Origin of the sequence: Bacillus sp. LUNF1 (assembly GCF_011008975.1) — a bacterium.
GTDB lineage: Bacteria > Bacillota > Bacilli > Bacillales > Bacillaceae > Bacillus > Bacillus velezensis.
The window spans coordinates 32953-53345 of sequence record NZ_CP048876.1 but is presented as its reverse complement, the minus strand read 5'-3'; the positions used below and the strand labels follow the sequence as shown (position 1 = coordinate 53345).

At 45.6% G+C, this 20393-nt stretch carries 20 protein-coding genes and 2 rRNA genes; 1 reads left to right on the top strand and 21 read right to left on the bottom strand.

Annotated elements, in window-relative coordinates:
• Nucleotides 1-113 precede the first annotated feature (113 nt).
• From yabG to metG, 6 genes are all read right to left on the bottom strand, one after another.
• The gene (gene yabG / locus G4O42_RS00280; protein WP_032872185.1) at nt 114-989 is read right to left on the bottom strand and encodes a sporulation peptidase YabG; all 876 of its coding nucleotides are present in this window, start codon (nt 987-989) and stop codon (nt 114-116) included.
• A 172-nt stretch (nt 990-1161) separates the two neighbouring features.
• On the bottom strand, nt 1162-2043 hold the full coding sequence (rsmA, locus tag G4O42_RS00275; RefSeq protein ID WP_004264694.1) for a 16S rRNA (adenine(1518)-N(6)/adenine(1519)-N(6))-dimethyltransferase RsmA: 882 nt from the start codon (nt 2041-2043) through the stop codon (nt 1162-1164).
• On the bottom strand, nt 2033-2596 hold the full coding sequence (rnmV, locus tag G4O42_RS00270; protein ID WP_004264696.1) for a ribonuclease M5: 564 nt from the start codon (nt 2594-2596) through the stop codon (nt 2033-2035). Before rnmV ends, rsmA begins: the two co-directional genes overlap by 11 nt.
• Before the next feature lie 134 nt (nt 2597-2730).
• Nucleotides 2731-4056 carry a resuscitation-promoting factor gene (locus tag G4O42_RS00265; RefSeq protein ID WP_087920785.1) on the bottom strand — a complete coding sequence of 442 codons (1326 nt, stop codon included), beginning with the start codon at nt 4054-4056 and terminating at the stop codon, nt 2731-2733.
• Between the two features lie 134 nt (nt 4057-4190).
• Entirely contained in the window at nt 4191-4958 is a 768-nt protein-coding gene (locus tag G4O42_RS00260; protein ID WP_032872179.1) for a TatD family hydrolase, read from the bottom strand.
• A 76-nt stretch (nt 4959-5034) separates the two neighbouring features.
• Entirely contained in the window at nt 5035-7026 is a 1992-nt protein-coding gene (gene metG / locus G4O42_RS00255) for a methionine--tRNA ligase (protein WP_022552471.1), read from the bottom strand.
• A 483-nt stretch (nt 7027-7509) separates the two neighbouring features.
• Here metG and abrB point away from each other — a divergent pair, with 483 nt between their 5' ends.
• Nucleotides 7510-7800 carry a transition state genes transcriptional regulator AbrB gene (abrB, locus tag G4O42_RS00250; protein WP_169510469.1) on the top strand — a complete coding sequence of 97 codons (291 nt, stop codon included), beginning with the start codon at nt 7510-7512 and terminating at the stop codon, nt 7798-7800.
• Nucleotides 7801-7849: 49 nt separating this feature from the next.
• On the opposite strand, the gene rsmI is transcribed toward abrB, so the two are convergent.
• From rsmI to G4O42_RS00175, 15 genes are all read right to left on the bottom strand, one after another.
• Nucleotides 7850-8731, bottom strand: coding sequence for a 16S rRNA (cytidine(1402)-2'-O)-methyltransferase (gene rsmI / locus G4O42_RS00245; protein ID WP_032872176.1), 882 nt, complete (start codon nt 8729-8731; stop codon nt 7850-7852).
• A complete protein-coding gene (locus G4O42_RS00240) occupies nt 8706-9005 on the bottom strand; it encodes a GIY-YIG nuclease family protein (protein WP_007409921.1) in 300 nt (99 codons plus the stop codon). Before G4O42_RS00240 ends, rsmI begins: the two co-directional genes overlap by 26 nt.
• Entirely contained in the window at nt 8992-9735 is a 744-nt protein-coding gene (locus tag G4O42_RS00235; RefSeq protein ID WP_004264717.1) for a tRNA1(Val) (adenine(37)-N6)-methyltransferase, read from the bottom strand. Before G4O42_RS00235 ends, G4O42_RS00240 begins: the two co-directional genes overlap by 14 nt.
• Nucleotides 9736-9795: 60 nt before the next feature.
• The gene (gene yabA, locus G4O42_RS00230; RefSeq protein ID WP_004264720.1) at nt 9796-10155 is read right to left on the bottom strand and encodes a replication initiation-control protein YabA; all 360 of its coding nucleotides are present in this window, start codon (nt 10153-10155) and stop codon (nt 9796-9798) included.
• Nucleotides 10156-10169: 14 nt separating this feature from the next.
• Complete coding sequence (gene ricT, locus G4O42_RS00225) at nt 10170-10997, bottom strand: competence/sporulation regulator complex protein RicT (protein WP_004264723.1); 828 nt, start codon at nt 10995-10997, stop codon at nt 10170-10172.
• 2 nt (nt 10998-10999) lie between these two features.
• Nucleotides 11000-11989, bottom strand: coding sequence for a DNA polymerase III subunit delta' (holB, locus tag G4O42_RS00220; protein WP_032872173.1), 990 nt, complete (start codon nt 11987-11989; stop codon nt 11000-11002).
• A gap of 11 nt (nt 11990-12000) precedes the next feature.
• Nucleotides 12001-12441: a YaaR family protein gene (locus G4O42_RS00215; RefSeq protein WP_004264730.1), complete on the bottom strand. Its 441-nt coding sequence runs from the start codon at nt 12439-12441 to the stop codon at nt 12001-12003.
• Nucleotides 12442-12453: 12 nt separating this feature from the next.
• On the bottom strand, nt 12454-12783 hold the full coding sequence (gene darA / locus G4O42_RS00210) for a cyclic di-AMP receptor DarA (RefSeq protein WP_004264734.1): 330 nt from the start codon (nt 12781-12783) through the stop codon (nt 12454-12456).
• A gap of 70 nt (nt 12784-12853) precedes the next feature.
• Nucleotides 12854-13492, bottom strand: a complete 639-nt coding sequence (gene tmk / locus G4O42_RS00205) for a dTMP kinase (RefSeq protein WP_007615155.1) — start codon at nt 13490-13492, stop codon at nt 12854-12856.
• Nucleotides 13489-14922: an aminotransferase class I/II-fold pyridoxal phosphate-dependent enzyme gene (locus tag G4O42_RS00200; RefSeq protein ID WP_032872170.1), complete on the bottom strand. Its 1434-nt coding sequence runs from the start codon at nt 14920-14922 to the stop codon at nt 13489-13491. Before G4O42_RS00200 ends, tmk begins: the two co-directional genes overlap by 4 nt.
• A 77-nt stretch (nt 14923-14999) precedes the next feature.
• Nucleotides 15000-16118, bottom strand: coding sequence for a toxic anion resistance protein (locus G4O42_RS00195; protein ID WP_032872168.1), 1119 nt, complete (start codon nt 16116-16118; stop codon nt 15000-15002).
• Between the two features lie 15 nt (nt 16119-16133).
• The gene (locus G4O42_RS00190) at nt 16134-16748 is read right to left on the bottom strand and encodes a 5-bromo-4-chloroindolyl phosphate hydrolysis family protein (protein WP_032872166.1); all 615 of its coding nucleotides are present in this window, start codon (nt 16746-16748) and stop codon (nt 16134-16136) included.
• 148 nt (nt 16749-16896) lie between these two features.
• A complete protein-coding gene (locus G4O42_RS00185) occupies nt 16897-17091 on the bottom strand; it encodes a sigma factor G inhibitor Gin (RefSeq protein WP_007409914.1) in 195 nt (64 codons plus the stop codon).
• Between the two features lie 173 nt (nt 17092-17264).
• Nucleotides 17265-17380: ribosomal RNA gene (gene rrf, locus G4O42_RS00180) — 5S ribosomal RNA — on the bottom strand.
• A gap of 50 nt (nt 17381-17430) precedes the next feature.
• Nucleotides 17431-20360 (bottom strand): 23S ribosomal RNA (locus G4O42_RS00175).
• Nucleotides 20361-20393 lie beyond the last annotated feature (33 nt).

The window sequence follows — 20393 nt, the reverse complement described above, 5'->3', positions numbered from 1 at the left end:
ATTTTGACAAAATTCTATTGATTTCTGCGTTATTTTTCACAAGTTCCGGAAATTTATGTATCAATATGTAAAATAATTAACCCGCATAGCGAAATATATGCGGGTTTTATCACTCATCCATTTGATTTATACGGCATACCGACACGCAGCACACCCTTCGTTTCAATTCCTCCCAGCCCTTTCTCTCTCGTCAGCGTATTTCTCAGGACATCCCATACATTGATCCGCTCCATAAACGGAGTGAAGCTGATTTTCGCGACAATATATACCGGGTCAAGCGCATGGATATTGACGCGTGAGGGCGAACTTGCAAAATTCGCGCCTGCTCTGATTAAAGACTCGAAATGAGATTGACAGGCCCCCGCGAATATGACCAGCTGATCCAAATGAGGGACTTTACGCCTCGCTTTTTGAACGGTTTCGACAAAGTGTTTAGAATGCCTGTAGGCGCTTAAATCGTTCACGTCACCCTTATGCTTGGAATATGCATCATGGCCGGTGATGACTAAAATATCCGGCCTGTATTTATCAAGCAGCTCGTCAATTGATGCCGGCATTTTTTTCTCATGGCAGTGAATTCCGTATACCGGCACACCGATTTTTTCATAAAAGTTCAGGCACTTTTTCAAATAGGCCTCATCGCCGTCCAGATGCAATACCTTTCCGGGCATATGAAAGTAGTGCTCCTGATGCTGATATTGATTTGTCGCATAATATTCCTGTTTTTCCCGAAGCAGCTTATAATCCTGGCGGAGCAGCTCGAGAGATTCATTCATCCTGCTTTCATCTCTTTTCTTTCTCATGGCCTGTTCGTCTTTTCTGACAGGCTCCAAATCAGAAAAATCAGCATCCGCAATCAATCTGACTTCGTCACCATGCAGGATGGCAATTGAATTTCCGTTGCTTGTTTGCTCTATACCGATAATGCGAAATAAAACATCCATTTGATAGGATTTCCTGGCTACCATATCTCCTATTTGAAATTGCACGTTACCCACTCCACAAATAGACTAAGCCTCATCATGAAAGAAGTCTTGGCAAATACACCTCTTTCCGCTGCGGCGCTTGACGTTTCAAGCTTTTCTTGCAGTTGAATGAATAAGGTTCTCCTCTAGCCTATGTAGCGGCAGTCCAAGTGGTGACGCAAAACAAAAAGCCCTCTTAGAAAAGGGCTTTATGCAATCCGTTGGACAGGAGCGCGAATTCTTCTATGGACAGGGATTCACCGCGCCGCTTTCCGTCAATATTCGTTTCTTGAAGAACTTCTTCAATTTGAGCTTTTTTCTCTTTTCCGCCCGGAAGATTGTTCACAAGGTTGTTCAGCAAGGTTTTCCGGCGCTGTGCGAAGCTTGCTTTAATCAGCTGGAAGAAAAACGGTTCATTATCGACGTCAACCGCCGGGCCGTCACGAAGCAAGAGACGGATGACGGCTGAATCGACATTAGGCTGAGGCACAAACACCGTTTTCGGGACGGTCATGACGGTTTTGGCCTCCGTATAGAACTGAACCGCAATGGAAAGCGATCCGTACTCCTTAGAGGAAGGATCAGCGGCCATCCGCTCAGCGACCTCTTTTTGCAGCATCACGACAATTCCTTTTAACGGAAGATGTTCTTCCAATAGCTTCATGATGATAGGCGTCGTCACATAATATGGGAGATTCGCCGTCACCATAATTTCATCACAATCCTGAAACTGCTCTTCAATGACAGATTTTACGTCTGCTTTCAGCACATCTTGATGAATGATCGTTACATTGTCATATGGAGACAGCGTATCATTGAGAATGGGCAGCAGGCGCTGATCAATTTCAAACGCGACGACCTTTTTCGCCCGTTTGGCAAGCTGCTCTGTCAGCGCGCCGATTCCGGGCCCGATTTCAATGACTCCGGTCCGATCCGTAATTTCCGCATGGTCCACAATTCTGTCCAATATATTTGTATCAATTAAGAAATTCTGTCCCAGACTCTTTTTAAAAGAGAAACCGTACTTTTTCAGAATTTCCTTCGTTCTGATAGGTGTCGCGATATCTTTATTGTTCATCCTGTTCCTCCTGCCTCATAGCATCGAGCGCATCAATAAAATCACTTCTTTTGATTTGAAACATTTGCAGCCGTTTTTGAAGCTGCTTGCCGTTTGTATAGCCGATCTTCAGCAGGTCGCCCAATCGTTCGCGGCGTCTTTTGGCAGCCGGTCCGCCGATCAGACCGGCCTGTATGACATCTTCAGCTGAAATCTCACTCGGCTTTGCCTCCATCTCTTCATGCACATTTTCCAGACATGCTCTGATGCTTTCAATGGATGCGTGCTCAACGCCAATGCCGCGCTTGTTTTTCGGTTTGGCAAGATGTTTGGGCAGAAATGCGTGTTTACAGCCGGGTACTGCTTCAGAAATGGTTTTCCGGATCTTTTCCCCCGGAAAATCCGGGTCCGTCAGCACGATGACCCCTCTCGTTTCCTGCGCCAGCCGAATCTGCCTGATGACTTCGTCTCCGATTGCGGAACCGTTTGTCTCGATCGTATCCGCATCAACGGCAAGTTTTATGCGCGCAGTGTCATCGCGTCCCTCGACTACAATAATTTCTTTAATTTTCATTACTTCCTCCAAAAAAACTTTTTATATCCAAAACGAAACCTTTGCTTGCATGTCACGTCTAATATACTGAAAATACACTTTACCTATTATAACGAAAAAAACAGAGGGCGCAAAACCCTCTGAGTGAATCGGAATTAATTTAAGATTTTTATTTTGACCTGTTTCTTTCCCCAGCGGTAAGCTGAAGATTTTTCAGGGAAAAAGACATCAATCCGTCTTCCTTTAATGGCTGAGCCCGTATCAGCGGCCACGGCTTCCCCGTATCCGTCTACGTGGACTCTTGTGCCGAGCGGGATGACGCTTGGGTCTACCGCAATGACTTTGGCATTCGGATTGCTTGTCAGGTTAACGCCTGTAGCCGTATGGCCGGAACAGCCGCTGCAGCTTGCGGTATAAGCCGTGGAAGACACGGTAATCACTTTACCGGAAGATCCGGTTTCGCTCGAAGATGCCTTCACAGGTGCACTGAGCTGCTCAATCTTGGGACTGTGCCGCTTTGTGCCGACCGCAATGATCTGATCTTTGCTTTTTTCAGATGTTTCTTCTTTAACAAGCTTTCTTGAAACTTCTTTTCCATTTTCTTTGACAACATGAAAATGCTTTTTAAGTTTGCCTTCTTTTCCTTTTTGAACGATCTTTTCTTTCCCGCTGTCGAGAGACGCATCTTCTTTTTCTTTCACTTGATACGCTATTTTTTCCTCAACTACATCGGTGACTTTTTCGATACGAGTGATTTGTATACCGGCCTGATTTTTTGTGAGCTTTTCGTGTAATGCCGGTTTTACTTTATCTTCGTCTTTCATGTCCATCTTATGCTGCGTTAAAAAGTCAGCGACCGTAGTCGAAGTCGTCCATATTTTCTTTTTCTTTCCCGCATCATTTACAGTGACCTGAAAAGCCGGGTCGACCGTGACTTTCATGCCGTTTGTCACTTTCGTATCTGCTGCTGGATCTATTTTATCGTGCTGATTCACAGGTGTATGCTGTTCGTTCAGAAATGCGCCGACTGTTTTTGCCGTTGACCATAAAGTCTTTTCTTCTCCGCCTCTTGTCACACGGATCTGCTTTGCAGCTTCATACACGACATTCATGTTGTCTGCCAATGCTGTCTGCTTAGACGGGGTAATCCGGTCTTCATTTCTCGTCTCTATATGTAAATCTTCCAGAAGTTCCCCAACCGTTTTTGCATGAGTGCGTATTTGCTTTTTCTTGCCATTGATGGAAACAGAAACTGATTGTTTTGAGAGCTCATGTGCCCCGTATGCAGTCCCGGTTCCGCCCAGCAGAATAATAGCTGCAATAAGAATAACCTTGCTTTTACCAAGCTTTACGGAAAACAGTTTTTTCATTTTTTGTGTGATGAAAAACGCCTCCTTCTCCTCGGAGAGATTATATAGAGTATCTAAAATGCTGTCAACCCTCCCATCTCGAAGATGAAAAACCTTCAGCGTATCCCTCATTATGCAAAAACAAAGCAAAAAAAGGAAGAGAGACATATCGACAACCTATCTTATGAGGAGAAGGAAGCTTGTAGAACCGTTTCACATATCCACTGAATCGGACAAGCTTTTACACGTTATGACAGCGCATTCTGTCAGTTCATGCGGAAAAGTCTTTTTGCGTTTTCGGTTGTAATTGAGGCAATTTCCTCATACGTCAGTCCTTTTAATTCGGCGAGCTGTTCAGCAACATATTTTACGTAGCTTGGCTCATTCCGTTTACCGCGGAAAGGATGCGGTGTCAGGAAAGGACAGTCCGTTTCAATCAGCAAACGGTCATTCGGAATTTCCTTTGCTACTTCTTTTGGTTTCTTCGCATTTTTGAAGGTAACCGGTCCGCCGAATGAAATATAGAAATTCATAGCCATACACTGCCGCGCAACCTCCGCGCTCCCCGTAAAGCAGTGCATAATACCGCCGACTTCTTCCGCTCCCTCTTCTTTCAAAATTGTGACAACATCTTCCGTTGCATCACGATTATGAATGATAATTGGAAGGTTCACTTCTTTGGCGAGAGCGATTTGTTTCCGGAATACTTCTTTCTGAACGTCTTTTGGTGATTTATCCCAGTGATAATCAAGGCCCATCTCTCCGATTGCCACGACTTTTTCATGAGAGGACAGTTCCTTAATCCATGATAAATCTTCCTCTGTCATGTCAATTGCGTCTACCGGATGCCAGCCGATCGCAGCGTATATAAAGTCATATTCCTCAATCAGCTCCATCGCACGCGTGATAGTGGGTTTGTCGAAACCGACAACGACGATCCGTTCAACTTTTTCAGCCTTTGCACGCGCAATGACTTCCTCTAAGTCTGTGTCAAATTGCTCGGCATTTAAGTGCGCATGTGTATCAAAAAGCATCATAAAAACTCCTTTCTTGTTGAAAAACAAAAGGTGTTCGACGGAATGTTACACGTGAAACACCTTTTGCATCTATTTATTTAATTCGAGTGCCTTTCGGTAATGACTGGTCGACAGCTACAACTTTGAGAACGCCGTCCGATTCTCCTGCCAGTATCATTCCTTGAGAAAGCTCGCCTCTCAGTTTTACCGGTTTTAGATTCGTTACACAAATGATCTTCATTCCCACAAGCTGATCCGGTGTGTAATGCTTTGCGATACCTGATACAACTTGGCGCTGTTCAAAGCCCAGATCAATTTGCAATTTCAGCAGCCGATCTGCTTTTTTCACCGGCTCTGCGGACAAGACTTCTGCGACGCGAAGTTCTGTATCCATAAATTGATCAAACGTAATTTCAGGAAGACGCTCTGCTTCTTGCGGCTCTTCCGCCTTTTCTTCTTTAGCAGGAGCAGTTCCTTGCATTTTTTGCTTGATGTAAGCTACTTCTTCTTCAGCTTCAAGACGAGGGAAAAGCGGTTCCCCTTTTTTCACTTTCGTGTTCTTCAATTGGCCGAATGTCTGAATACTGTCCCAAGCTTTTAGAGACTGATCCTCAACTCCGAGCTGGGCAAACATTTTTTCAGGCGTTTGCGTCAAGAAAGGCTGGAGCAATACGGCTGAGATACGTAAAGATTCAGCTAAATGATACATGACAGAACGTAATTCTTTTTCTTTTTCCTGGTCTTTAGCAAGCACCCACGGAGCAGTTTCATCAATATATTTGTTCGTACGGCTGATTAATTGCCATAGCGTTGATAAAGCGACTGAAAACTCCATGTTTTCCATTGCCTTTTCATAAGCTTTAACCGTTTCACCGGCTACAGAAGAAAGCTCTGAATCAAAATCGGTCACATTTCCTTCATATGAACCAATCTCGCCGTCAAAATATTTTTGGATCATTGCGACTGTACGATTCAGAAGGTTTCCTAAGTCGTTCGCCAAGTCATAATTAATTCGTTCTACGAAACCTTCCGGCGTAAAGACACCGTCTGAACCGAACGGTACTTCGCGAAGCAGATAATAGCGAAGTTCATCCAAGCCGTAGCGTTCAATTAACGTTACCGGATCAACGACATTTCCTTTTGATTTCGACATTTTTCCGTCTTTCATCAATAACCAGCCATGCGCGAATACTTGCTTAGGCAGCGGGAGATCAAGCGCCATCAGCATAATCGGCCAGTAAATGGTATGAAAACGGACAATTTCTTTACCGACAAGATGGACGTCAGCCGGCCAGTACTTTTTGTAAAGCTCATCATTTTCCGTATCGTAACCGAGCGCTGTAATATAGTTGAACAGTGCGTCAATCCATACATACACGACATGCTTCGGATTTCCCGGCACCTTTACGCCCCAGTCGAACGTCGTTCTGGAAACGGCCAAATCTTCAAGCCCCGGTTTAATGAAGTTGTTAATCATTTCATTTTTGCGTGATTCAGGCTGGATGAAAGAAGGATTTTCCTCATAAAACTTCAGCAGGCGGTCTGCGTATTTGCTCATGCGGAAGAAGTATGACTCCTCTTTGATTAATTCGACCGGGTGGCCGCTGTCCGGGCTTTTTCCGCCGACAACCTCACCCTTCTCATTTCTTTCCACATCCACCAGCTGTGTTTCCGTATAGAATGTTTCATCAGGGATGCTGTACCAGCCCTCATACTCATCCAGGTAAATGTCACCATTATCAAGAAGTTTTTGAAACACTTTCTCGATAATTTCTTTGTGCCGGCTTTCCGTCGTCCGGATGAAATCATCGTGAGAAATGTCGAGCTGCTTCCATAGTTTTTGGATTTCAGCAACTGCACGATCCACATAAGCTTGAGGCGTGATATTCTCTTCCTCCGCTTTCTGCTGGATTTTCTGTCCGTGCTCATCCGTTCCGGTTAAGTAGCGTACGTCAAATCCTTTTAATCTTTTGTAACGCGCCATCGCATCGCCGGCCACGGTAGTATAAGCATGGCCGATATGTAATTTTCCGCTCGGATAATATATCGGGGTTGTAATATAAAAAGTATTATTGTCTTGCGGCATGTTGCAACCTCCCATTCAGAATGTCGAAAAGCTCACGCCCAAAGGACGAGAGCGGTTTTATTTGATATACAATATTGATATTTGTCCTCTATCTATGATACCATCTTAGCCTTTAAGATCAAGGATATATACGTACTGCGCGTAAAAGAGTAAATAAAATTAAAAATTTTTATTGAAATTAAAAAAAGTCTTAACATGTCGAAATTTGTCGTATATAATCTACTAATATAAAACATCTTGGTTCGAAAGTCTTGATTTAAAAGGATTTTCAGTAGGATAATAGGTTCGAAAAAGCAGTCAAAAAGCCTGTTATTTCAGGATTTCCAAGGCTTTACTTACTATAAGAACTAATTCTTACAATCAATAGTAAACAAAAAGATTGACGATTATTGGAAACCTTGTTATGCTAGGAATGTAAGGAATTTTGTCGAATAATGACGAAGAAAAATATAAACTACAAAATAATTATCTCTCGGGAGGAGACTGTTAATGAAATCTACTGGTATCGTACGTAAAGTTGATGAACTTGGACGCGTAGTTATCCCTATCGAACTTCGCCGTACACTGGGCATCGCAGAAAAAGACGCTCTTGAAATTTATGTTGATGATGAAAAAATCATCCTTAAAAAATATAAACCAAACATGACTTGCCAAGTAACTGGTGAAGTTTCTGATGATAACCTTAAACTTGCCGGCGGCAAATTGGTACTCAGCAAAGAAGGCGCTGAGCAAATCATCTCTGAAATTCAAAACCAGCTTCAAAACCAAAAATAAGCTATTTCATACAAAAACCGTTCTTGTTACGATACAAGAACGGTTTTTTTTATGATTGAATGTGATAAGCGTCATAAATCTCGCGTTTCGGAACGCCCCGATCTACCGCTGTTTGTTTTATGGCCTGTTTGGAAGATGCTCCTTCGTTTATGTAATGCTCCACATGCTCTGTCTCAGAAAGCTCCGTCCACCAAGGCTTTTCATCTTCATCCGGTTCTGCGGTTTGATTTCCTTCGACAACGAGACAGAACTCACCGCGGATTTGATCTTCATTTGCCCATTCAATCACCTCGGCGATGGTTCCTCTGATGAATTCCTCATACTTTTTCGTTAATTCTCTCGTGACGGCGATGGTTCGATTACCCAAAACGTCATGCATTGCTGTTAATGTTTCTTTCAATCTGTGCGGCGCTTCGTAAAATATCATCGTTTCCTGCCGTTTTTTCAGGATTTCGAGTTCTTTCTTCTTTTCTTTTTTCTGTCTGTTTAAAAATCCGTAGAAGAAAAACGGCTGCGGGGTGATGCCTGATGCGGTCAGCGCGGTTAATGCCGCATTTGCACCCGGAAGCGGAACGACATATCCGCCGATTTGGGTGAAATCTCTCACAATCTCAGCCCCCGGGTCGGAAATTGTCGGCATGCCGGCATCACTGACCAATGCCACATTCTTTCCGCTTTTCAGCCATTCAATGATTTTATGGCCGCTGCTTTCTTTATTATGTTCATGATAGCTGATGAGAGATGTTTCTATATCATAAACATGGCACAGCTTTTTCGTCTGTCTCGTATCTTCGGCAGCTATGACATCAGCCGATTTCAGCGTCTCTACTGCACGAAAGGTCATGTCCTCCAAATTGCCGATCGGTGTAGGAACAAGGTACAGAGTTCCCATTTCAGATTTTCCGTTAAAACTCATCTGGCGTCTTAACATATACAGCCTCCTTGCTGCGTCGTTTTTCTTCTATATATTGCTCTTTTTTCTTTCGGGTCAGCTGCTTAAAACGGTATTCCGCCTGCATCGCTTCCCGTTTTGTTTCAAATGATTCCGCATGGCATAACGAAACCGGCCTTCTCGCCCTTGTATATTTCGCGCCCTTTCCCTCATTGTGGGTTTTCAGCCGTTTTTGCAGATCATTTGTATAACCGGCATACAGACTGTTGTCATTGCACAGCAGCACATAAAAGAAATGGCTATTTGTCTCCATATAAAATCGTGCGGATCTCTTTCGTATATTCATTTTGTTCATTGTATACAAAGAGCGGGGGAAGAATTTTGAGATCAGGGCGGCCGCCTTTAATTCCTTCAACCAAAATGGTATTCGCTTCTTTACCTTGTTTCGGATAAATAAACTGAACCCGTTTCGGTTCTATTCGGTACGCTTTCATTAGTTCAAAGATTTCCAAAAGCCTCCCCGGCCGATGAACGAGAGCCGCTTTTCCGCCTTGCTTCAGCAGTTTGCTGCTGACGGAAATCACATCTTCAAGCGTGCAAAGGATTTCGTGCCTTGCGATTCTGAGATGCTCGTTCAGGTTCTGCTCCGCCTCTTTCGGTGTTTTAAAATAAGGCGGATTGCAGGTGACAACATCGTATTTATTATGTCCGAGTCTTTCCGGCATATTTTTCAGATCATCATGAATGAGACTGATCTGACCGCCCAGCCCGTTGTATTCCACGCTTCGGAGCGCCATATCATACAAGCGTTCCTGAATTTCAACCCCGGTGATATCGGCTTTTGACCTTGTGCTGAGCAAAAGCGGCACAATGCCGTTCCCCGTGCATAAATCAACGATGTTCCCCTTTTGAATCGGAACGTATGCAAACTTAGACAGCAGCACGGCATCTAATGAAAAAGCGAAAACCGTCGGACTCTGTACTATTTTCATATCCTCTGCTAATAAATAATCCAATCTTTCATCATCACGTAATGAAACCATAATCTTATTCCTTTCGGCACTCTTTGAAAAAGGCTTCCGACATCAGCGGAAGCCTTTTCCTTATTTTTTATTTAAGAAGGACAGACAAAAAAGGCAATCTCCCTTGCGGACGCTCCCATAATGGACGTTGCAAATATGAAAGCCTTCTTGATACAGCCGGGCCAGATTGTCGTACCCTTCTCCTATATCACTCTGCTCTGCCTTCTGTGTTTTTGTTTCTTTCTGATCGGCTTTGAATTTCTCAATTTGCTCCGTCGTGTCATCAAGCCGCTTACGCAAATGCTTATTTTCAAGCTGAAGATGGTGATTCTCTTCAATCATTTCGCCGATATGCTGCTTTAAGTCACCCAGCTGACGGTACAGCGAACCGATTTGTTCCTCCAGGTTTATGACAGTATCAAATAACTCTTTTTTATCCAAGGTTCCACACCTCGTTAATCTGTGGTTTGTGCGGATACGACGCCCTCTTCCAAGAGCTCTTCCCAAGTATATTCTATCACTTTTTCACGATTCTTCAGTTCCACCTGAAGCACCCGTTCCAGAATATTAAGACCGACAACCTTTGCGGGGCCGTTTGCCGTCGTAATCATTTCGCCTAAATCCGGCAGCTGTTCTTTTGCCGTCTCATACTCATCATTTTCGTACTTCAAACAGCACATCAAACGGCCGCACAGACCGGAGATCTTCGTTGGGTTCAACGATAAATTTTGATCCTTCGCCATTTTGATGGACACCGGTTCAAAATCACCGAGGAACGTGGAGCAGCAAAGCATTCTCCCGCATGGTCCGATACCGCCGAGCATTTTCGCCTCGTCCCTCACCCCGATTTGGCGCAATTCGATTCTCGTTTTAAAGATAGAAGCCAAGTCTTTGACCAATTCCCTGAAATCAACCCGTCCGTCTGCCGTAAAGTAAAAAATGACTTTATTGCGGTCAAACGTAAATTCAACATCAACCAGCTTCATATCTAAGCCGTGGTCAGCCACTTTTTTCTGACAGACTTCAAAAGCGGACAGGGCCTCCTGTTTGTTTTCTTCTACAATGAGAAGATCGCGTTCATCAGCAACGCGAATGACCTTTCGAAGCGGAAGCACAACATCATGCTCGTCCACTTGTTTATTTGCGATGACAACCTGCCCGTATTCGACACCTCTTACGGTTTCAACAATGACGCAGCTGTCTTGTTCTATATCAAATCCGTTCGGATCAAAATAATAAATTTTCCCCGCTTTTTTAAAGCGGACGCCTATTACGTTGTACAAGCTTATCCCTCCTGCAACGTTAACACCAAGTGCTCCATTAATCCCTGCACATTCACATTGGAATGAAGCCGTTTTTTTGCTTCTAAAACAGCGAGAATTTGGTTCGTAACGCTTTGTTGTGTAAATTGCAGCGCATGCTGTTTTATTGATTGGAATAAGTCTTGATAAATCAGTTTATCTTCATTTCCAATTTGGATGGATAATACATCACGGTATATCAATAAGAGCATATCAAGACCCATTTCTTGATGGGTTTTTTCTTTGAAAAAGGGCACCCACTGATCCTGAATGAAGAAAAAGGCATGTCCTTTCCGCTGATGTAAGACTTCATACAATTTTATCACTTTCGCTCTGGACTCTGCAAACTCATCATTTCGACTTAATTCGACTGCTTCCGCAATATTATTTGTCATATTTGCTAAGAGCCGGGCCATGTGAGGGCTCACTTCCTGTTCAATCAGTCTTTCTTCTATGGCTTTCGGCTGAAGCGGCTGGAACGGAAGAACCTGACATCTCGAAACGATGGTATCCAGTATTCGGTGGAGCTGCTCAGTAATAAGAATTGCGATGGTGTCTTGACTCGGCTCCTCTAAAAATTTCAGCAGACTGTTTGCCGCATTTGTCGTCATTTGATCCGCATGGGATATAATGTATAGCTTTTTATGCGATTCCAGTCCTGTTTTAGAAAACTCTTCCTGAAGCGATTGGATCTGAGCCTTTTTAATGGATAATCCGTCGGGCTGAACCACATGCAGGTCGGGATGGTTTCCGGATTCAATACGCTTACAGTTCCGGCATTTCCCGCAAGGCTCAGTCCCGCCTTCAAGGCAAAAAAAGCTTTTTGCGAGAAGCAGTGCGGCATCCAATTTGCCCGTACCTTTTTTGCCTTCAAACAGATAGGCGTGAGAAAGCCTTTTCTTTTCAATACTGTTATGCAAAAGCCGCATTACTCTGGGCTGCTGCCCGGTCATTTCCTTCCATGATATTGCCATTGTATCACTCTCTATGTGTAAAGGTTAATCAATAAACCTTTTATTTCTCCGATTCGATCCAGCAAATCAATTGCCGGTTTTTCCTGATCTAACATTTCTTCTGTCAGCTGGAGCAGTTTTTCATCTATTTCTTTCACAAGCCCCAGAGTCCGGCTGCTGCCGTACAGGTCAAAGCTTTTCTCCGTCTCATGCGATAATCCGCTGTCTACGGCCTCTTTTACAAAACGTTTTACCAATCCTTTGAATTTCGCTAAGTCTTTGAAGTTTCTCGACTTCGTCAGCCTTTTCCCGAACGTTTCTATATCCGTTAAGAACCTGCTCAGCTGATCAAATTTCAGCTTGCTGCTTTGGCTGTCCATTGAACTTTTAAATGTTCCGGAAAGCTCTGCCGCTTTATAAGCAGGCTGCTGCTTTTTCTCAATAAATGTACGTAAGTCAGAATTTATTTTCACGTCGTCAAATCCTTAAAATTGATGAAATTCATCGACCGGGAGGACAAAGACCGTCGCTCCGCCGACTTCCACTTCGACGGGATATGGAACGTAGGAATCCGCATTCCCGCCCATCGGGGATACCGGGGCAATCATCTGATCACGTTTACAGCCATTCTCTTTAATAAGGCTGAGCGCTTTATCGACACGGATATCTTCCACCCCGATCATAAACGTCGTATTGCCTGATTTAAGGAATCCGCCTGTTGTCGCAAGCTTCGTCACCCTGAAGTTGTGGTCGGTTAATACTTTCAAAAGCCTGTTGCTGTCCTGATCCTGCACCACTGCCACTATTAGTTTCATTCTCTAGGCCCCCTTTAGGTTGGAAAGAACATTGTCGTTACATTCATTATAGCAACTTATGAGAAACAGGTCACAACTGAATTTTTTTCAATGCTTCATTTATCACTTGAAGTGCGTCCTGAATGACGAGTTCCTTCTTTTTCGAAGCGTCGATTGTATGAAATCTTTCCGGAAAACGCTGCATGACCTTTTGGTATCCTTCCCGTACTTTCGTGTGAAAGTGCAGGGCCTCGAGATCGAGACGATTCTTCTCTCTTGAATCATTCGACGTAATCCGTTTCAACCCTTCTTCCGGCTCAATAGAAAAATAGATGGTGACATCAGGCATCGTATCGCCGATTGCAAACTGATTAATAGAAAGGACTTCATCAATGCCGAGCCCTCTCGCATAGCCTTGATAAGCCAGCGAACTGTCGATGAAACGATCGCACAGCACAATGCGGCCTTCTTTCAATGCAGGCTGCACCTTTTCGGCTAAATGCTGTCTTCTCGCCGCGGCGTAAAGCAGCGCCTCCGTTTTTGCATCCATCAGTGTATTGTTTTTATTTAAGATCACTTCTCTGATCTGTTCCGCAATGTCGATGCCGCCCGGTTCTCTTGTCGCTGTCACCGGGAGCCCCTCTGCCGACAGAATCTCTTTCATTTCCTGAAGCACAGTCGTTTTCCCTGCACCTTCAGGACCTTCAAATGTTATAAATAAACCGCTCATGATTTCTCCTCTTCTATATAGACAAGTAATTGTTCCCCGTTTAACAAGCCTTGAATATGCGTGTCCATGCCGATTAAACGGGAAAGCTTTTGTACGATCTCTTCTGTTATCCGTTCTCCGTCCATGATCAGCGGAATTCCCGGCGGATAAGGAATAATGTTCCCCGCATGCAAGCGCCCGGCAGCCTTATTTATATCTGTAAGCTCTTTTTTAAACTTCCGCATCTCATTTTGCGGGTATTCAAGTGTCGATATGGACGGAAATGTCCATCTCACGGCATCCGGCAATTTATCGGGCGGTGTATTCTCCAGTTTCTGCTGTATGTTTCTTACGGCTGCCTGTTCTATCATCCGCCGGCCGCCTATCGGCAGTACGAGCAATACTTGGTACTCGTCAGCCAGCTCGGCAACAATGCCTTCACTCTCCAAAATCCGTTGTAATGAATAGCCGGAATGTCCGAGCTTTGACCGAAGAATTAATTTTAACGGGTCCGCCCGCAGTCCATATCCGGAAGGCTCGATTATTTCAATAGAAGAAATTGATGCGAACCTTCGTTTGATTTTCTCAATGTGCTCCATATGAACGGGAAGTGTCCCTTTTTCAGCAATATCCTGCACATAAGCGCGCGCCGTATCTAAAGATGCCATAATCGGGTATGACGGGCTGCTGCTTTGCAAACTGCTTATATAATAAGTTAATCGATCTCTGTCAATTCTGGTGCTGTTCAAATGAAAGTAAGACCCCATTGTCATAGCCGGAAGCGTTTTATGAGCCGATTGAACAACGGCGTCCGCCCCCATAGCCAATGATGAAGGCGGGAAAGGCTGCCCTAACACAAAGTGAGCCCCATGAGCCTCATCCACCAGTACAGGAACGCCGTATGAATGGGCTTTTTTAACTGCCGCAGTCAAATCGGCGGCATGCCCGTAGTAAGTCGGATTGGTCAGAACAAGTCCTTTCGCGTTCGGATATGACGCCAGCGCTTTTTCGATGACTGAAAGGGATACATGTGCCGGCACATGCATGTTTTCATCGATTTCCGGTGCCAAATAAACCGGCTTGGCTCCCGTCAATGCCGCCGCATGGAAAACAGACTTGTGACAATTACGCTGGATCAGAATGGGTTCTCCCGGTTCACAAACAGCTAAAATCATCGCCAGATTGCCGACGGTCGTTCCATTGACGAGAAAGAAACTTTCCTGAGAGCCGTAAAATCTGCTCACCAAATCCTGCGCTTCCTTAATGACCCCCGTCGGGTGATGCAAGTCATCAAGACCCGTGATCTCAGTCATATCAATAGATAAAAGAGATTGATATACAGATTTGGCTTCATCAAAAAAGACATCTCCATTGTGATGTCCCGGAACATGAAAAGAATACGTATTTCGGTGCGCATGCTTCATCAGCGCTGTATATAAAGGTGTGTCCATTTTTAAACAAATCCTTTGCCTGTCTTTCTTATTATATCGTGACTGCGAGCCAACTTAAAGCTAAGACTTTTTGCCATCTAGCCGTTATCCCGGCCTGACCCCATATCAAGCAGCTTCTTTTTTAAATCGCCTTCCATGATAATAAGCTCCTCCTCGGCACGCCTGCGTTTCATCCTGCCTTCTTCTTGAATAGACATGATTTCTTCAAGTGTGCTGACTAAGCTTTCCTGCACTTTTTTGAGGGTTTCTGCCTCAACAAGTCCGCGCTCATTGGCTTTGGCGGTCTCGACTGTACTTGTTTTCAGAAGTTCGGCGTTTTTCAGCAGCAATTGATTTGTCGTATCCGCCGCCTTCTGCTGCACATCTGCCGCACTCCGCTGCCTCATAAGCGTCAGCGCGATGGCGACTTGATTCTTCCATAAAGGAATAGCCGTAACAATGGAGGACTGAATTTTCTCTGCCAGTGCCTGATTCGTGTTTTGAATCAGGCGGATTTGCGGCGCACTCTGAAGCGTAATCTGCCTGCTCAGCAGCAGATCATGCACCCTCTTATCCAGACGGTCGGCAAACTGGCGAAGATCATTCACTCCCTGCGCGGCCATTTGATTGTGTTCTTGTAATTCGGCTTTTCTTGCCGCTTCGGGTATCAGCTTTGTTTTCAGCTCATCTAATTTTAATTCCCCCGCTGCTATATACATAGTTAAATCAGAAAAGTATTGTTTATTTTGGGCGTACAGCTGATCTAACAATTTATTGTCACCCAACAGCACATTTTTAGAATGTTCCAGCCTTCTGCTGATACGGTCAATCTGCACACTTGTCTTTTGATATTTCGAAAGCACTTCCTGTACAGAACCGGACACCCTTTTAAACAGCCGGGCGAAAAACCCTTTGTTCTTCATCTGCAGATCATCAGAGTTGACCTGGTCAAGCTTCAGCATCAAATCAGCCAGTATCTGTCCCATCTCTCCTGCATCTTTTCTTTGCACGTGCTCTATCATCGTGTGGGAAAATTCCAGAAGATTCGCCTGCGCCTGTGAACCAAACAGAACAATGCTTTGCATGTTCTCAGGGTCCAGTTTTTCAGCGAGCCGAAGTGCCGCTTCCCTTTTTTCTTCCGGCAGCGTATCTGCAAGCTTTAGAGGGGTCTGGTCATTTTGGGCGTCCATGCTGTCGTCGGAACGGTCTTTGGCCATTTCCTTCTTCCTTTCTTATTTTCTCAGTGAATGCTTTGCCATATCTAATTCAAAGTGCAGGTCGTCGATGTCCTCCTTCATCAGTTCATGAAGATCCTCTTCCAGCCTTCTGGAAAGCTCTGCTAGAGTCATCCTCGTCTCACTCAAGGACATTGATAAATCTTTATTTTTTCGCGGCTGTGAGGAGAGCAGAGCATACTTTTCCGTCAGTTCCACAACAGAATCAAGCGTTTGATAATAGAAACGCTCTGCCTGATAAAAACGCTTCGGCTCTTGCTTTGTGAGCAGATATATTCGTCGGGTTATCCGCAGTATCTCTGCATTCTGCTTCAGCATTTGTATACTTTTAGAGCGAAAAAGCGCCCTGCGTAATCGGATGATTTTACCCTTTGCTTCCTCAAGATTTTCCTTGATATAAGCATATTCTTTTCTTGTCAGCCGGTGTTTTTTCAAAAAGAGACGCTTCGCATTCCACAGGCCGGCCGCACTGACAGCGGCTCCGCCGGCCGCCCCGTATAAAAGCGAATACAGAAAAGGCTGATGCCCTATCGTAAAGAAGGTTATCCCCGCTAATACAAAAACTGTGCTGCCGCAAAGCGTCCATTTCATATATTGAATAAACGGTTTCATACTTGATCGACTCCTATTTATTCACTTTTATCAGTATTATCTATTACATTCCATGTCTAAACAAGTTCCTCTTCTTATCGTATCAGTTCTTTTATAAAAAGTGTAAAAACTCCTCTGATTTCAGGCAAAAAAAAGACCCTTTTCAGGGTTAAGAATATAACGTCGGTGTATGAAGGCTTTTCAGTTTACGAACGAAAAATTCATAATTTGGATCAGAGGTCGGAGTGGAAACTACTTTCTTCTCACACTCTAAACATATAAATTTCGTATAAATATGGATTCCCCTGCTTTTTTTGGTTTCACACACAATACATGTTTCTTCATGGCTGGACGTTTCATTCATTTTGCCCACCTCCGTATGAATAGCCTTCCCTTAAGCTGTTGATTGTATACACAATTTGGACCTTTTTGAAGTTTGCAATTAGTATATGGGTGTTTCCGTATTTCGGTGTTTGTTTTGTTTTTATTCAAAAACAAAAAAGGCAGCTCATAATGAGCTGCCTTTACCGTAACATAGCTTGGCGGCGTCCTACTCTCACAGGGGGAAACCCCCGACTACCATCGGCGCTGAAGAGCTTAACTTCCGTGTTCGGCATGGGAACGGGTGTGACCTCTTCGCTATCGCCACCAAACCATTGAGAGTGTTCTCTCAAAACTAGATAACAGTAAGCATACATTCAAATTGGTTAAGTCCTCGATCGATTAGTATCTGTCAGCTCCATGTGTCGCCACACTTCCACCTCAGACCTATCAACCTGATCATCTTTCAGGGATCTTACTTCCTTGCGGAATGGGAAATCTCATCTTGAGGGGGGCTTCATGCTTAGATGCTTTCAGCACTTATCCCGTCCGCACATAGCTACCCAGCGATGCCCTTGGCAGAACAACTGGTACACCAGCGGTGCGTCCATCCCGGTCCTCTCGTACTAAGGACAGCTCCTCTCAAATTTCCTGCGCCCGCGACGGATAGGGACCGAACTGTCTCACGACGTTCTGAACCCAGCTCGCGTACCGCTTTAATGGGCGAACAGCCCAACCCTTGGGACCGACTACAGCCCCAGGATGCGATGAGCCGACATCGAGGTGCCAAACCTCCCCGTCGATGTGGACTCTTGGGGGAGATAAGCCTGTTATCCCCGGGGTAGCTTTTATCCGTTGAGCGATGGCCCTTCCATGCGGAACCACCGGATCACTAAGCCCGACTTTCGTCCCTGCTCGACTTGTAGGTCTCGCAGTCAAGCTCCCTTGTGCCTTTACACTCTGCGAATGATTTCCAACCATTCTGAGGGAACCTTTGGGCGCCTCCGTTACCTTTTAGGAGGCGACCGCCCCAGTCAAACTGCCCACCTGACACTGTCTCCCCGCCCGATAAGGGCGGCGGGTTAGAAGGTCAATACAGCCAGGGTAGTATCCCACCGATGCCTCCACCGAAGCTGGCGCTCCGGTTTCCAAGGCTCCTACCTATCCTGTACAAGCTGTACCAACATTCAATATCAGGCTGCAGTAAAGCTCCACGGGGTCTTTCCGTCCTGTCGCGGGTAACCTGCATCTTCACAGGTACTATAATTTCACCGAGTCTCTCGTTGAGACAGTGCCCAGATCGTTGCGCCTTTCGTGCGGGTCGGAACTTACCCGACAAGGAATTTCGCTACCTTAGGACCGTTATAGTTACGGCCGCCGTTTACTGGGGCTTCAATTCGCACCTTCGCTTACGCTAAGCGCTCCTCTTAACCTTCCAGCACCGGGCAGGCGTCAGCCCCTATACTTCGCCTTACGGCTTCGCAGAGACCTGTGTTTTTGCTAAACAGTCGCCTGGGCCTATTCACTGCGGCTCTCTCGGGCTTGCACCCTAACAGAGCACCCCTTCTCCCGAAGTTACGGGGTCATTTTGCCGAGTTCCTTAACGAGAGTTCTCTCGATCACCTTAGGATTCTCTCCTCGCCTACCTGTGTCGGTTTGCGGTACGGGCACCTCTCACCTCGCTAGAGGCTTTTCTTGGCAGTGTGGAATCAGGAACTTCGCTACTATAATTCGCTCGCCATCACAGCTCAGCCTTCACGGGAAACGGATTTGCCTATTTCCCAGCCTAACTGCTTGGACGCGGATATCCAATACCGCGCTTACCCTATCCTCCTGCGTCCCCCCATTGCTCAAATGGTGAGGAGGTGGTACAGGAATATCAACCTGTTATCCATCGCCTACGCCTTTCGGCCTCGGCTTAGGTCCCGACTAACCCTGAGCGGACGAGCCTTCCTCAGGAAACCTTAGGCATTCGGTGGAGGGGATTCTCACCCCTCTTTCGCTACTCATACCGGCATTCTCACTTCTAAGCGCTCCACAAGTCCTTCCGGTCTTGCTTCACAGCCCTTAGAACGCTCTCCTACCACTGTTCGAAGAACAGTCCGCAGCTTCGGTGATACGTTTAGCCCCGGTACATTTTCGGCGCAGAGTCACTCGACCAGTGAGCTATTACGCACTCTTTAAATGGTGGCTGCTTCTAAGCCAACATCCTGGTTGTCTAAGCAACTCCACATCCTTTTCCACTTAACGTATACTTTGGGACCTTAGCTGGCGGTCTGGGCTGTTTCCCTTTCGACTACGGATCTTATCACTCGCAGTCTGACTCCCAAGGATAAGTCATCGGCATTCGGAGTTTGACTGAATTCGGTAACCCGGTAGGGGCCCCTAGTCCAATCAGTGCTCTACCTCCGAGACTCTTACCTTGAGGCTAGCCCTAAAGCTATTTCGGAGAGAACCAGCTATCTCCAGGTTCGATTGGCATTTCACCCCTACCCACACCTCATCCCCGCACTTTTCAACGTGCGTGGGTTCGGGCCTCCATTCAGTGTTACCTGAACTTCACCCTGGACATGGGTAGATCACCTGGTTTCGGGTCTACGACCACGTACTCAATTCGCCCTATTCAGACTCGCTTTCGCTGCGGCTCCGCATCTTCTGCTTAACCTTGCACGGGATCGTAACTCGCCGGTTCATTCTACAAAAGGCACGCCATCACCCGTTAACGGGCTCTGACTACTTGTAGGCACACGGTTTCAGGATCTCTTTCACTCCCCTTCCGGGGTGCTTTTCACCTTTCCCTCACGGTACTGGTTCACTATCGGTCACTAGGGAGTATTTAGCCTTGGGAGATGGTCCTCCCGGATTCCGACGGAATTTCACGTGTTCCGCCGTACTCAGGATCCACTCAGGAGAGAACGAAGTTTTGACTACAGGGCTGTTACCTTCTATGGCGGGCCTTTCCAGACCTCTTCATCTACCTCGTTCCTTTGTAACTCCGTACAGAGTGTCCTACAACCCCAAGAGGCAAGCCTCTTGGTTTGGGCTGGTCCCGTTTCGCTCGCCGCTACTCAGGGAATCGCATTTGCTTTCTCTTCCTCCGGGTACTTAGATGTTTCAGTTCCCCGGGTCTGCCTTCTCATATCCTATGTATTCAGATATGGATACCACTCCATTACGAGTGGTGGGTTTCCCCATTCGGAAATCTCCGGATCAAAGCTTGCTTACAGCTCCCCGAAGCATATCGGTGTTCGTCCCGTCCTTCATCGGCTCCTAGTGCCAAGGCATCCACCGTGCGCCCTTTCTAACTTAACCGTTAAAAAGAATCACTACGTGATATCTTGCATT

What these genes read in the sequence shown, in the direction of transcription:
- rsmA (WP_004264694.1), bottom strand. Translation starts at nt 2,043, where the DNA reads ATGAACAATAAAGATATCGCGACACCTATCAGAACGAAGGAAATTCTG.
- rnmV (WP_004264696.1), bottom strand. Translation starts at nt 2,596, where the DNA reads ATGAAAATTAAAGAAATTATTGTAGTCGAGGGACGCGATGACACTGCG.
- G4O42_RS00265 (WP_087920785.1), bottom strand. Translation starts at nt 4,056, where the DNA reads ATGAGGGATACGCTGAAGGTTTTTCATCTTCGAGATGGGAGGGTTGAC.
- G4O42_RS00260 (WP_032872179.1), bottom strand. Translation starts at nt 4,958, where the DNA reads ATGCTTTTTGATACACATGCGCACTTAAATGCCGAGCAATTTGACACA.
- metG (WP_022552471.1), bottom strand. Translation starts at nt 7,026, where the DNA reads ATGCCGCAAGACAATAATACTTTTTATATTACAACCCCGATATATTAT.
- rsmI (WP_032872176.1), bottom strand. Translation starts at nt 8,731, where the DNA reads ATGTTAAGACGCCAGATGAGTTTTAACGGAAAATCTGAAATGGGAACT.
- G4O42_RS00240 (WP_007409921.1), bottom strand. Translation starts at nt 9,005, where the DNA reads ATGGAGACAAATAGCCATTTCTTTTATGTGCTGCTGTGCAATGACAAC.
- G4O42_RS00235 (WP_004264717.1), bottom strand. Translation starts at nt 9,735, where the DNA reads ATGGTTTCATTACGTGATGATGAAAGATTGGATTATTTATTAGCAGAG.
- holB (WP_032872173.1), bottom strand. Translation starts at nt 11,989, where the DNA reads ATGGCAATATCATGGAAGGAAATGACCGGGCAGCAGCCCAGAGTAATG.
- darA (WP_004264734.1), bottom strand. Translation starts at nt 12,783, where the DNA reads ATGAAACTAATAGTGGCAGTGGTGCAGGATCAGGACAGCAACAGGCTT.
- tmk (WP_007615155.1), bottom strand. Translation starts at nt 13,492, where the DNA reads ATGAGCGGTTTATTTATAACATTTGAAGGTCCTGAAGGTGCAGGGAAA.
- G4O42_RS00200 (WP_032872170.1), bottom strand. Translation starts at nt 14,922, where the DNA reads ATGGACACACCTTTATATACAGCGCTGATGAAGCATGCGCACCGAAAT.
- G4O42_RS00195 (WP_032872168.1), bottom strand. Translation starts at nt 16,118, where the DNA reads ATGGCCAAAGACCGTTCCGACGACAGCATGGACGCCCAAAATGACCAG.
- G4O42_RS00190 (WP_032872166.1), bottom strand. Translation starts at nt 16,748, where the DNA reads ATGAAACCGTTTATTCAATATATGAAATGGACGCTTTGCGGCAGCACA.
- G4O42_RS00185 (WP_007409914.1), bottom strand. Translation starts at nt 17,091, where the DNA reads ATGAATGAAACGTCCAGCCATGAAGAAACATGTATTGTGTGTGAAACC.